General features: G+C 52.1%; 8 protein-coding genes. 7 read left to right on the forward strand and 1 reads right to left on the reverse strand.

Going from position 1 to position 13,948, the window contains the following annotated elements:
• The first annotated feature begins 56 nt into the window (after positions 1–56).
• The 4 genes from dapA (at position 57) to AYJ59_RS05575 (ending at position 8,202) form a co-directional block, all read left to right on the forward strand.
• On the forward strand, positions 57–917 hold the full coding sequence (gene dapA, locus AYJ59_RS05560; protein ID WP_192893972.1) for a 4-hydroxy-tetrahydrodipicolinate synthase: 861 nt from the start codon (positions 57–59) through the stop codon (positions 915–917).
• Between the two features lie 4 nt (positions 918–921).
• Positions 922–2,112, forward strand: coding sequence for a hypothetical protein (locus AYJ59_RS05565; protein ID WP_127119505.1), 1,191 nt, complete (start codon positions 922–924; stop codon positions 2,110–2,112).
• Positions 2,113–2,189: 77 nt separating this feature from the next.
• A complete protein-coding gene (gene purL, locus AYJ59_RS05570; protein WP_127119506.1) occupies positions 2,190–6,065 on the forward strand; it encodes a phosphoribosylformylglycinamidine synthase in 3,876 nt (1,291 codons plus the stop codon).
• Between the two features lie 229 nt (positions 6,066–6,294).
• Complete coding sequence (locus AYJ59_RS05575; RefSeq protein WP_029938441.1) at positions 6,295–8,202, forward strand: 5'-nucleotidase C-terminal domain-containing protein; 1,908 nt, start codon at positions 6,295–6,297, stop codon at positions 8,200–8,202.
• A 150-nt stretch (positions 8,203–8,352) separates the two neighbouring features.
• Here AYJ59_RS05575 and lon read toward each other — a convergent pair whose 3' ends face one another.
• Positions 8,353–10,995 carry an endopeptidase La gene (lon, locus tag AYJ59_RS05580; RefSeq protein ID WP_237260381.1) on the reverse strand — a complete coding sequence of 881 codons (2,643 nt, stop codon included), beginning with the start codon at positions 10,993–10,995 and terminating at the stop codon, positions 8,353–8,355.
• A 232-nt stretch (positions 10,996–11,227) separates the two neighbouring features.
• Between lon and mog the strand changes: the two genes are divergently transcribed.
• The 3 genes from mog to AYJ59_RS05595 all read left to right on the forward strand — a co-directional run bounded on the left by mog (position 11,228) and on the right by AYJ59_RS05595 (position 13,865).
• Positions 11,228–11,776: a molybdopterin adenylyltransferase gene (gene mog, locus AYJ59_RS05585; RefSeq protein WP_127120388.1), complete on the forward strand. Its 549-nt coding sequence runs from the start codon at positions 11,228–11,230 to the stop codon at positions 11,774–11,776.
• Between the two features lie 42 nt (positions 11,777–11,818).
• A complete protein-coding gene (gene prmB, locus AYJ59_RS05590; protein ID WP_127119507.1) occupies positions 11,819–12,754 on the forward strand; it encodes a 50S ribosomal protein L3 N(5)-glutamine methyltransferase in 936 nt (311 codons plus the stop codon).
• 121 nt (positions 12,755–12,875) lie between these two features.
• Positions 12,876–13,865 (forward strand): carbonic anhydrase, encoded by a 990-nt coding sequence (locus tag AYJ59_RS05595; protein WP_127119508.1) that lies wholly within the window; start codon positions 12,876–12,878, stop codon positions 13,863–13,865.
• The last annotated feature ends 83 nt before the right edge of the window (positions 13,866–13,948 follow it).

Below are 13,948 nucleotides of genomic sequence, written 5' to 3' on the forward strand. Positions count from 1 at the left end.
TACTCTTTTGTTTTTACATTCATTTTTTGGAGAAAATCATCGTGTTTAGAGGGAGTATGGTTGCCTTGGTCACGCCGATGAAGGCGGACGAATCAGTGGATTTTGATGCGCTTGAAAAATTAATCGAGTTTCACATCAAATCCAAGACCAAGGCCATCGTCGCCATGGGCACGACCGGGGAATCGGCCACCTTGGACTTTGAAGAGCACCGTGAAGTGGTGCGTTTTGTGGTCGATAAAACCGCGGGGCGCATTCCGGTGATTGCCGGTACCGGCGCCAACTCCACCACCGAAGCCATCGAACTCACCGAGTATGCCAAAGATGTGGGGGCGGATGCGTGTCTTTTGGTCACGCCTTATTACAACAAGCCGACACAGGAAGGTTTGTATCTGCATTACAAAAAAATCGCCGAAACCGTCGATATTCCACAAATTCTCTACAATGTGCCGGGGCGAACGGCTTGCGACCTGTTGCCGGAAACCATCGGGCGCTTGGCGAGCATTCAAAACATTGTCGGCGTGAAAGAAGCCACCGGCGATGTTGGTCGTGTGGCGCAAATCAAAGCGTTGGTCGGCGATGATTTCGACCTTTATACCGGTGATGACGGGACTGCGGTCGATTTTCTGTTGGCCGGTGGGCATGGCGGGATTTCGGTAACGGCGAATGTCGCGCCGCAACGCGTTTCCGAAGTGTATGATGCCGCCGTTGCCGGCGACGCTGAGAAAGCGCGTGAATTGGATGCGCCTTTAACGGAGTTGCACAAAGCCTTGTTTGTTGAAGCCAACCCGATTCCGGTGAAGTGGGCGATGATGGAAATGGGGCTGATGGGTGGCGCCATTCGCTTGCCGTTGACACCGCTGTCTGAAAAGTATCATGAAGTGGTGCGTCAAGCATTGCGAACGGCAGGAGCCCTGTAAACGAATGAAATTGAAGACCTTTTCGCAAAAACTGTTGAATGCCGCCGGTTATGGCGTGCTGATCGTCGGCTTGCCGACCCTGATGGCAGGGTGTTCTTCCACCCCATCCAGCGGTCAAAATGCCAAAGAAGTGCTCGACTATGATGCCGATACCGACTATCGGAAAACCGAAAAATCCCTCTCCCAGGATTTGGAAGTGCCGCCGAATTTGTTCGCACCGGCCAAACGCCAGGACCGGTTTGATGTCACCTTGCAAAACACCGCCAATCAAACCGCTCAAGAAGAGTATCGCTATGTGCCGACTTATCGCGCCGATAACCTGAGCGTGAAATCCAATTTGTCCGACCGTTGGTTGGAAATCAAAGGCATGAGCAGCGAGAAAGTCTGGGATGGTACCAAAGCCTTCTTGGAATCGTTGGGCATGCCGATTGCGGAAGCGCGAAAAGATACCGGGTTCATTCGTACCGAATTTGTACCGCGTAAAGAGCTGGTGCCGCTCGATGACCAAGGGCCTTTGACCAAGCTGCTGAACAGCTGGCGTCCTGAACAGGCTGAAGGCTTGTATGATCGTTTGATTGCGCAGGTTGAGTTCGACAAAGAACGCCAAGTCACGAAAATCTATTTCCACCATTATATGGTTGCCGATCCGGACGCAGCGGAATCGGCCAACGGTTCCATGGTGGTGTCTTCGGGCTGGCGCATTCGCCCGTACAACCCGATGGTTGAAGCGGAAGCGATTTATCAGTCGATGATTTTCTTCGGCGCCTCGCAAGAAGAGTCGTTGAAAGCGGTTGAGTCGACCGAAGGGTTGGTTTCCGTTGAAGGCGAAGACGAATATGAAGGATTGCGTGTGAAAGCCGACGCTTCCGAAACCTGGAGTTATTTGAAAGCGATGTTGTACCGTGCCGACTGGCATTATGACCGTATCAAGGCGGATACCCGCGAGGTATGGGTCAAGGTTCCGGAAGAAGCTCGAAAAGAGAACACCTTGATGTCCAAGCTGGCTTTCTGGCGTGATGATAAAGAGGCCGGGAAATACCTGCCGGAAATTGTGAAATTCTCGGTGACATCCTTGCAAGAAGACGGTGTCACCAATGGCAGCTTGTTGAAAGTCGAGGCCCCGGAAGGCATGGAACCTTTGACGGCTGAGAAGCGTCATTACATCTTCCAATCGCTGGGCCTGTTGGCCGAATAGGACCGATTCGAATTCATTCAAAATTGTTTTAAGATTGCCCTTGGTGTTTCCGAGGGCTTTTTGTATAGGAAAAAAGTATGCACGTTATCTGGGGAAAATCCGCTCATTCCGATTACCGTTTGAATCAATTGCTCAATCAGCTGTCTGACAAAGGCGCGATTGCGGGATTGGCTTCGCAGTATGTTTATTTCGTCGATTTGAACGACGGTGTTGCGGACTTGAGAGCCGGTGATTGGGCCAAGTTGCGTGTGTTATTGAACGGCTCCGACGCGGTTTTGGACGAGCAGGGTGAAAACGGCTGCATCATCACGCCGCGCCTGGGCACGATTTCGCCCTGGGCTTCCAAGGCGACCGATATTACTCATACGTGTGGCTTGGATGGTGTTCACCGTATCGAACGCGGTATTGTCTATTATCTGAAAGGTGTCGACGAATCGTCGCGTCAGGCGATGGTGACTGAATTATACGACCGCATGATGGAACAGATCAGTTACGACGTGACGACGTTGGAAGGTCTGTTTTCGCATCAAACGCCGAAGCCGTTGAGCACGGTTGATGTGTTGGGTGGCGGACGGGATGCCTTGGCTGAGGCGAATGGCGCCATGGGCTTGGCGTTGTCGGAAGATGAAATCGATTATCTGGTTGAAGCCTTTAACGGGTTACAGCGTAATCCGTCCGATGCCGAATTGATGATGTTCGCGCAAGCGAACTCAGAGCACTGTCGTCATAAAATCTTTAATGCGGATTGGACCATTGACGGTCAGGATAAACCGAACTCCTTGTTCGGGATGATCCGTAATACCTATCAGAAAAATCCACAAGGGGTCTTGTCCGCTTACAGTGATAACGCCGCCGTGGTTGAAGGTTATCAAGCGACGCGTTTCTTCCCGGATGCCGAAAATCGCCGTTATCAGTACAGCGACGAAAACGTCCACTTTCAAATCAAGGTGGAAACCCATAACCACCCAACCGCCATTTCACCCTGGCCGGGTGCGGCAACCGGCTCCGGTGGTGAGATTCGGGATGAAGGTGCGACCGGTCGCGGTTCCAAGCCAAAAGCCGGTTTGACCGGTTTTACCGTCTCCAATTTGAATATTCCGGGCTTTGAACAGCCTTGGGAGCGCGCTTACGGCAAACCGAACCGTATTGTCTCCGCGTTTGACATTATGATTGAGGGCCCATTGGGCGCGGCCGGATTCAACAACGAATTCGGTCGTCCGGCCATCAACGGCTATTTCCGTACCTATGAAAATGCATTGATTACGCACGAGGGTGAAGAAATTCGCGGTTATCACAAGCCGATTATGTTGGCCGGTGGTCTTGGGAACATCCGTGAAATGCACATCGAAAAGAACGATATTCCTGTGGGCGCCAAACTGGTGGTGCTGGGTGGTCCGGCGATGTTGATCGGTTTGGGCGGCGGTGCCGCGTCTTCGGTGGACAGTGGTGCCGGTTCCGAGAATCTGGATTTTGCTTCCGTTCAGCGTGAAAATCCGGAAATGGAAAGACGTGCTCAGGAAGTCATCGACCGTTGTACCTATTTAGGAGAGAAATCTCCGATTGCGTCCATTCACGATGTTGGGGCCGGTGGTTTGTCGAATGCTTTCCCGGAACTGGTGAACGATGCTGGCAAAGGCGGTCGTTTCCAATTGCGTGATGTGCCAAACGACGAACCGGGTATGTCGCCGATGGAAATCTGGTGTAACGAATCCCAGGAACGTTATGTCATCGCCATCTATCCGGACCAAATCGAGCAGTTTGAAGCGATTTGTCGCCGTGAACGGTGTTTGTATGCGATTGTCGGTGAAGCCACGGCGGAGCAGAAGCTGGTGGTCAACGATACCGAGTTCGATAATAACCCGGTTGATATGCCATTGAATGTATTGCTGGGCAAGCCGCCGAAAATGCACCGTCAGGTGGACTCCCGTCGATTGCCGCAACCCGGCTTTGAGCCGGCGGTATTGGACTTCAACGATGTGACCGAACGTTTGTTGAAACTGCCGACCATTGCCAGTAAAAGTTTCCTGATCACCATCGGTGACCGTACCATCACCGGGATGGTGACGCGCGACCAAATGGTCGGACCTTGGCAGGTTCCGGTAGCGGATGCGGGGATTACATGCTCCGATTATCAAGGCTATACCGGTGAAGCGATGGCATCCGGCGAACGTCCGCCGGTGGCGTTGATTAATCCGAAAGCCTCGGCGCGTTTGTCGATTGCCGAAGCGATTACCAATATCGCCTGTGCCAAAATCGAGAAAATGAGCGATATTAAGATTTCCGCCAACTGGATGGCGGCGGCGGGTCACCCGGGCGAAGATTCCGCCTTGTATGATGCCGTGGAAGCGGTCGGGCTGGAATTGTGTCCAGCCTTGGGCATCGCCGTGCCGGTCGGAAAAGATTCCATGTCGATGAAAACCGTCTGGCAGGACGGCGACGAATCCAAGTCGGTGACGTCGCCGGTGTCGTTGAACATCACCACCTTTGCACCGGTGCAGGATGTCCGTAAGACGGTCACGCCGCAATTGCGTACCGATTTGGGTGACACCAAGTTGTTGGCGATTGATTTGAGCCGTGGCCAGAACCGTTTGGGTGGCAGTTGTTTGGCGCAGGTTTATAACCAAGTCGGTGATGTGGCGGCGGATTTGGATTCCGCCGATGACCTGTTGAAGTTGTTCGATTTCGTTCAGGCATTGATGGCCGATGATTTGATGCTGGCGTACCACGATCGTTCCGACGGCGGTTTCTTGATTACCTTATTGGAAATGGCGTTTGCCGGACATTGTGGTTTGACGTTGGATACCTCGGCTTTGGGCGATGAACCGGTGTCCGCTTTGTGTGCCGAAGAAGTGGGGGCGGTCATTCAGGTGTCTGCGGATGACGAAGCGGTAATTGCCGGACTGTTGGAAGCGCACGGCTTGGCCGAGATGGCGCATTGGATTGGTACGACCAATAACGACGATGCCATTCAAATTTCCGCGCACGGTCAAACGCTGTTGAGTGGAAACCGCAAAACTTACCAGGCCTGGTGGTCGGAAACCAGTTATCGCATGCAAGCATTGCGTGATAACGAAGCCTGCGCACAGCAAGAATTCGATGCGATTCAGCAAGACGCCAACACCGAGATCCGCCCGGTCGTGACGTTTGATCCGAATGAAGACATCACCGCAGGGTTCAATCCTGACCAGCGTCCGAAGGTGGCGATTTTGCGTGAACAAGGTGTGAACGGCCAGCAGGAAATGGCTGCGGCATTCGATCGTGCCGGTTTTGATGCGATTGACGTGCACATGTCGGATGTCTTGTCCGGCGAAGTGGCGTTTGACGATTTCCGCGGTTTGGTGGCGTGTGGCGGCTTCTCTTATGGAGACGTTTTGGGGGCCGGTCGCGGCTGGGCCAATTCCATCCTGTTCAACGACACGGCGCGTCAGACCTTTGAGCAATTCTTCCAGCGTGAAGACACCTTTACCTTGGGGGTCTGTAACGGCTGTCAGATGTTGTCGAACCTGAAAGAGATTATTCCGGGCGCCGAGCACTGGCCGGCGTTCGTTCGTAACCGTTCCGAACAGTTCGAGGCGCGCTTCTCGTTGGTGGAGGTTCAAGAGTCGCCATCGATTCTGTTGCAAGGCATGGCCGGTACGCGTATTCCGGTGGCGGTGGCGCACGGTGAAGGGCGTATGGACTTCGGCGACGGTTCCGCGGCGGATGTATCAGGCCTGGTCGGTTTGCGTTATGTGGATTCGGCCGGTAATCCAACCGAAGCCTATCCTTTCAATCCGAACGGTTCTGAAGGTGGCATGACCGGTTTGACCACGCAGGATGGTCGAGTCACCATTATGATGCCGCATCCGGAGCGCGTGTTCCGTACGGTACAAAACTCCTGGCACCCGGACGATTGGCAGGAAGACGCACCTTGGATGCGTCTGTTCCGAAATGCGCGCAAATGGGTTGGTTAAGAACCCGATAAAAAGCTGGGTAAAAATGCCCAGCGAATCAGTAAATCAGAAAGTGCTTATATAAAATAAACCTATTATTGATAAATAAAATTTTATCAATCATCATTTTAGTTTATTTGACTTTTCAGGGCGCTTTCCATTAATGTTACACAACTTTATTTTTTGCTTTTGTTTCGGGCAGGATATCCGCCCGAAATCGTTTTTTAAATTTCAAACGGAGTAGGACAATATGTCTTTAAATCGTCGTGAATTTCTTCATGTAATGTCTATGGCTGCCGCGGCCGGGATGCTTCCTGGTACAGCGAAAGCGATGTCTTCAAGCCCAAGCAAGGGATCCGCTGTCTCTTCCGATATGTACAACGTTCCGATGAAAGGGAAAGTACGTTTGTTGCACCTTACGGATACACACGCGCAGTTAAAGCCGATCTACTTCCGTGAACCAAACGTGAACCTAGGTACCGGTCCTGCTTACGGTAAATTACCGCATGTTGTCGGTCACCACTTGTTGAAAGAATTGAACATCCCTGAAAACACGCCTTTGGCGAACGCGTTCACTTACCTGAACTTCCAGGACGCTTCCGAGCAATACGGTAAAGTCGGTGGTTTCGCGCACGTTAAAACTTTGTTGGACAAGTTGCGTGAAGCGGCCGGTGGTCGTGAAAACACTTTGACAATGGACGGTGGTGACTTGTGGCACGGTTCCGGTACGGCTTTGTGGACACGCGGTCAGGACATGGTGGAAGCCTCTAACCTGATCGGTGTTGACATCATGACCGGTCACTGGGAATTCACTTATAAAGAAGACGAAGTCCTAACCAACCTTGGCAAATTCAAGGGTGAGTTCTTGGCGCAAAACATCCGTATCAAAGAAGATTCTTTGTTCGGTGACGCTTACCGTGAAATGACGGAACGTCATAACGGTTTGGGTATGTATGACGAAGACGATGCGCGTCCGTTCAAGCCTTATACGATTAAAATCGTTAACGGTGAGCGTATCGCGGTTGTCGGTCAAGCTTTCCCACGTACAGCGAATGCTAACCCACAATCCAACTTCCCGGACTGGTCTTTCGGTCTGCGTGAAGACGCATTGCAAGAAACCGTAAACCACATCCGTGAAAACGAAAAAGTGGCGGCGGTCGTGATGATTTCCCACAACGGTATGGACGTGGACATCAAAATGGCATCTCGCGTCAGCGGTATCGATGCGGTCTTCGGTGGTCACACCCATGACGGTATTCCTAAGACCATCAACGTCAAAACACCTGACGGTGGTGTGTGCTACGTCACCAACGCCGGTTCTAACGGTAAGTTCGTTGGTTGTATGGATTTGGATATCCAAAACGGTAAGTTGAAAGGCGTCGACTACAAATTGTTGCCGGTTTTCTCTAACGTATTGGCGGCAGACGAAAGTGTTAAAACCTTCATCGAACACCTAGGTACCAAAGTGTACAACAAAGACATCGTTGAGTCTCGTGATCCAGCGCGTGCTTACAACAAAGAGCGTCTAGGTAAGACTTACGACGAAATCCTAAACGAAGAATTGGCTGTGGCGGAAGATACTCTATACCGTCGTGGTAACTTCATGGGGACGTGGGACCAAATCATCGTAAACTCTCTACGTGAAGAGCATGACACGCAAATCGCTATGTCGGCCGGTGTACGTTGGGGTACCTCTGTATTGGCGGGTGAAACCATCACGATGGCGCGTGTTATGGATGAAACGTCTATGACTTACGGTGAAACCTATAAGTCTGAAGTGACGGGTGCACAAATGAAAGATATCCTGGAAGGTATCTGTGAAAACCTATTCCAAAAAGACCCATACCTGCAATCTGGTGGGGACATGGTTCGTTTGGGTGGTATGGACTATACTTGTGAACCAAACGCGACTTTGGGTAACCGTATCTCTGACATGCGTTTGGACGACGGTACACCGCTTGAAGCCAGTAAAACCTACACAGTTTCCGGTTGGGCGCAAGTGGATTCCGTGGGTGACGGCCGCTTGATGTGGGACGTTGCTGCGGATTACCTACGTAACCACAAAAACGACATGAAGCTGAAGAAAGTGAACCATCCTAAGTTGGTTGGCGTGAAAGGCAACCCAGGTATCGAAGCATACCCAGGTGAAATGGCTTAATCTAATAGCCTAGCCAAATAAAAAAAGCCCGCTTTATGCGGGCTTTTTTTATGGGCGTTTCAGATGGCACAACAGTTTGTCTAGCCTAAATTCAGCATATAAAAAAACCACCAGGCCTGGTGGTTTTTGCGTTTTCGAAGCCGACGTTAATTAAGAGGCCGAATCGCCACGTTTGTCCGTTTCGGTTTCCGTTGTTGCGGACGGTCCTTTAGTCAAATAAGCCTTCAGGGCTTTGGATTTACTGCGAATCTGGAACGTCAGTTTCGCCACGTCGTCAAAATGCTTGGCAAAGTGAATGGTCACGCCTTCCTTCAGGTAATCCGGCAACTCATCGTAATCCTTGCGGTTTTCTTCCGGTAGGATAATTTCACGAATGCCGATACGGCGCGCCGCAATCACCTTCTCACGAATCCCGCCCACCGGCAACACCTGTCCGGTCAAACTCAGTTCCCCGGTCATGGCCAGCGGCTTTTTAATGGCTTCGTCGCGCGCCAATGACAGCAATGCCGTCGCCATGGTGATACCGGCACTTGGCCCGTCTTTCGGCGTGGCGCCGTCCGGCACGTGCAAGTGGACGAATGCCTTATCGAAGAATTCCGGATCGGCTTTGTACTTATCCAGGTTAGACGCGATGTAGCTGTAAGCGATGCTGGCGGATTCCTGCATCACCTCACCGAGTTGACCGGACAATTTGAAGCCACGGTTCAAGGTGTGGACGCGACTGGCCTCAATGGTCAAGGTCGCGCCGCCCATGGAGGTCCAGGCCAGGCCGGTGACGGTGCCGATTTGCAGATTGGTTTTTTCCGGTGAGAAACGCGGTTGACCCAGCATGGATTCCAAATCGTTCACATGAATAGTGGTCTGTTCCAGTTCGCCTTTGACGAAACGAATCGCCAGTTTACGAATCAGCTTCGCCAACTGCTTTTTCAGGTTCCGCACACCGGCTTCCCGCGCATAGCCCTCAATGACATGACGGATGGTGGCCGGGGTAATCTGCACCTGTTTTTTATCCAAACCGGCTTCGTCCAGTAAGGTTGGCCATAGATGGTGTTTGGCAATCTGTACTTTCTCTTCGGTGATGTAACCCGACAGGCGAATCACTTCCATACGGTCCAACAACGGGCCGGGAATCGTGTCCAGCGTGTTGGCGGTACAGATGAACAAGGCTTTCGATAAATCGAAGCGTACGTCCATATAATGGTCCATAAACTCGGTGTTCTGTTCCGGGTCGAGCACTTCCAAGAGCGCCGAGGCCGGGTCACCTTGATACGAAGAACCGATTTTATCGACCTCATCCAGCATGATGACCGGGTTGGCGGTACCGCAATCTTTCAAGGCTTGCACGAATTTCCCCGGCATGGCACCGATGTAGGTACGGCGGTGGCCCTTGATTTCGGCCTCGTCGCGCATCCCGCCGACCGAGAAGCGATAGAATTTACGCCCCAGCGTATCGGCAATCGAGCGGCCGATGGAGGTTTTCCCCACGCCCGGCGGCCCGACCAGGCAGATGATGGAACCGGAAATTTCGCCTTTCAACGCGCCCACCGCCAAAAACTCCAGAATACGGTCTTTGACGTCGCTCAGGCCGTCGTGGCCTTTGTCGAGAATTTTCTTGGCACGTTTCAGGTCGAGCTTGTCTTTGCTGTACTGTCCCCACGGCAACTGCGTCAACCAATCCAGCCAGTTGCGCGCCACGCCGTATTCCGGCGATTGCGGGTCCAGCATATTGATTTTGTTCAATTCCTCTTCGGACTTTTGTTGGGCTTCGTCCGACAGGGCCAGTTTTTCGATGCGTTCCTGGAAGAGATCGGCGTCGGCGGTACGGTCGTCTTTGACCATGCCCAGTTCTTTTTGAATTTCCTTAAGCTGCTGGTGTAGGAAGAATTCGCGCTGCTGCTGCGTCAGGTTTTCTTCCACGCGTTCGCGAATATTGAACTGCAACTTGGTCACTTCGATTTCGTGCTTGAACAGGTTCAGTACCTTCTCCAGGCGCTCGCTCAAATCCAAGGTGTCGAGCAAGTCTTGCAGTTTCTCGTTGCTGGCGGCCGTCAGGCTGGCGGCAAAGTCCGCCAGGTGATGTGAATCGGATGCGCTGTAACGGTTCAGGAAATACTTCAGTTCTTCGCTGTACAGCGGGTTCAGCGGCAACAGTTCCTTGAAGGCATTCATAATCGCCAGGCCGTAGGCTTTGTATTCGCTCGGGTTGGCGTTGCGGATGTCGGACGGATAGGTCACGCGTGCACGGTAAGGCGGCGCTTCATGAATCCATTCGCTGATTTGGAAACGGCAAATGCCCTCGGCAATCAATTGAATGTAATCGGGTTTGATTTTCGGATCGTGGATGCGCACCAACGTCCCTGTTTGGGCGAAGTCGTCCGGCAGCGCTTTGAAGTGATCGTCGGTATCGACATAAATGATGCCGATGTATTGGATCTTGTTGTCGATAACGCTTTGGATAGTATCGTGCCAAATGTCCTTGTCCAGAATGATCGGCAGTGTCTGGCCTGGGAAAAACGGACGCTCTTTGACCGGCAGCAAGAACAAGGCTTCCGGGCGTGACATATTCGCTTTCACCAGCATGTGCGCTGAGTCGTTCGGCTTGTCGCCGTCATGCGCGATGTGCTCGCCGTCCAGGGCATCGCCGCCGTCGACCACTTCCGATTGGGCGTACTCGTCGGTATGGTCGACGAATTCGCTGAAGGTAATTTCCTCGTCGTTCATTTCCGGGTTGTCGTCCTCAAGTGCTTGAGCCAGCAAGTCTTTCAGGGCATTTGCATCATCGTGTTTTGTCATATCACTCGTATCTTTTTGAAATTCGATGTTGTGTTAATAGGGGGCAAGGACTGAAATTCAAGGCCTTTCAATAGAAATTTTGCATTTCATTGCGGTGGATTTTGTCGTGGACTTTCGGTTCTCTGATTTGGTGAGATGCAGTATCATATGCCCAATTGAATTTGAATACGGACGAATATTCACCAGGCCTGGCGAATATTCAATGAAATCAACGGAACACAGTATGAGCAGTATGAAAAAAGTCAAAGTCGGATTTGTAACGGTATCGGATCGAGCCAGCCGCGGTGAGTATGAAGATTTGGGTGGCCCGGCCATGCGTGAATGGATTGGCAACGCTTTGGTGTCGGAATGGGACGGGGTGTCGCGAATCATCGAGGATGAACAATCGTTAATCGAATCCAACCTGATTGAACTGGCCGATAGCGAACAGTGCGATTTGATTTTGACCACCGGTGGCACCGGCCCGGCCAAACGCGATGTGACACCGGAAGCAACCGAGGCGGTGTGCGACAAGATTCTCGACGGGTTTGCCGAACAGATGCGCGCAGTATCCTTGCAGTATGTGCCCACAGCAATTTTATCGCGCCAAATCGCCGGCACACGCGGTGCTTGTCTGATCATTAATCTACCGGGCAAACCGTCCGCCATCGGCGAGTGTTTGGAAGCGGTTTTTCCGGCGGTGCCTTATTGCATCGATTTGATTGAAGGCGCTTATATGGAAACCGACGAAGCCTTCGTTAAAGCTTTCCGCCCGAAGCACGCTAAAAAACCGGGCGCCTGAATTCAGCACCACACTAGGCTTCCATTACCAAGAGACGACAATATGACAAATTTCAATTACCAGTACGAACACTTGGAGACCGTGACCGATTTTGTCCGGTGGGGCGGGACCTTGTTTCAGAAAGCGGAACTCGCTTTTGGTCATGGAACCGACAACGCCTTCGATGATGCGCGCGTGCTGGTGTTTCATGTGTTGCGATTGCCTTGGGAGATTCCCGACAATTACTGGTCGGCGCGTTTAAGCATTACCGAGAAGCGGGAAGTGACCGAGTTATTCCGTCAACGCATCGAAAGCCGGAAACCGACGCCGTACCTGACCGGTGAAGCCTGGTTTGCGGGGTTGAAGTTCTACGTTTCCGAAGCGACCTTGGTGCCGCGCTCGCCGATTGCCGAATTGATTGCCGAGCAATATCGCCCTTGGGTCGAACCGGAAGCGGTGACCGATATTCTCGATTTGTGTACCGGCAGCGGTTGCATCGGCATTGCCAGCTTGCAAGCCTGTCCGAATGCTCAAGTGGATTTGGCGGATATTTCGCCAGACGCCTTGGCCGTGGCGCAGCGCAACATCGACCGTTACGATTTAAAGGGCATTGCCCGCGCCGTCGAATCCGACTTGTTCAGTGCCTTGGAAGGCAAACAATACGATTTGATTGTGTCCAATCCGCCGTATGTCGATGCGATTGAAATGTCCGCATTGCCGGAAGAATTCCATCAGGAACCGCGTTTGGGGTTAGAAGCCGGCGAAGATGGCTTGGACCTGGTACGCCATATTTTGGCGGAAGCCGCCGCACACTTGAAAGACGACGGTACTTTGATTGTCGAAGTGGGGGTGTCGCAATATTATCTGGAACAAGCCTATCCGGAAGTGCCGTTTTACTGGTTCGAGTTCGAGCAGGGCGGTGAGGGCGTGTTCGCGCTTCAAAAGTCGGAGCTGGAAACTTTTCAGGATATTTTCGACCAACGGAAAAACGGCGGATAGACGCTTTTCACGCGCTTAAAAACGATTTTTGTGTTTGAAAACTCGGATTTGGTGAGGTATTTGCTTAGTCATTTCCGATGTTAAATGATTTATCCGGTAAAGCGATAAAGAAGGAAAACGAATGAACACAAGGTCCAGCTTTTTGATGCTGCTCGGTTGCCTCGTCTGTTTGCCGTTGTATGCGGCGGACAGCAATGTCCCGCCGTTGATTGACTTGGGCGCGGAAGCGAAAAAACAAGCGGAAAAGCAGAAAAAAATTGCGGTGAGCCAACCGAAGCCGGCGGAGGCCTCTCAGCCGAAAGCGCAAGCCGATGATGCCGACAAGGCGAAAGTTGCCGCCAAACCCGAAGTGGCCAAACCAGTACCTGAACCGGCTGAAACCAAACCGGTGGCTTGGAGTTATTTTGGTGACGACGGTCCGCAAAACTGGGGGCAACTGTCGACCGCTTACGCCACCTGTAAAGCCGGGAAAAACCAATCGCCAATCAATTTCAAACGGGACGATGCGGTCGGCACCACGTCCTTGAACGGCTTTGATGTCTATTACCGTAAAAGCATTCTGAAGATGATCAACGATGGCCATGTCCTGAAAGTGGAAGTGCCGCTCGGCAGTTACATTATGTTGAACGGCCAGCGTTACGAGTTGATGGAATATGAGTTCCATACACCGTCCGAACACCAAATCGACGGCTTCAGTTATCCAATGGAAATGCAACTGGTGCATAAGGACGGCAACGGAGACTATGCGGTGGTGAGCATCTTGTTTCAGGAAGGCGCGGAAAACGAAGCCCTGGCGGCGTTTTTAGACCGCTTGCCGAAACAACTGAACAAGTTGGATGTCCATGACAAAGTCTTGGTGCATCCGGCGAAAGCCTTTTTCCCGGTGGACAAGCGTTTTTACAAGTACAGCGGTTCCATGACACAGCCGCCTTGCGATGAAGGCGTTTACTGGATGGTGTTCAAACAGCCGGTGGAAGCGTCTGCCGCGCAATTGCAACAGATGACGGAATACCTGGGCACCAATGCGCGCCCGGTGCAACCTTTGAATGCGCGTACACCGCTCAAGTCCTGGCCGGACCGCCAAGCGCAGGAAAGTTTCTACCTCTATTAAGACCCTTCAAGCCGGGGGGCGTTCGCTGCTCCCGGTGCTCCCAACCCAAATCGCTAAATTTCATTTAAGGTTTCATTTGAACT

It is taken from the genome of Thiomicrospira sp. S5, assembly GCF_003991075.1.
GTDB classification, from domain to species: domain Bacteria; phylum Pseudomonadota; class Gammaproteobacteria; order Thiomicrospirales; family Thiomicrospiraceae; genus Hydrogenovibrio; species Hydrogenovibrio thermophilus.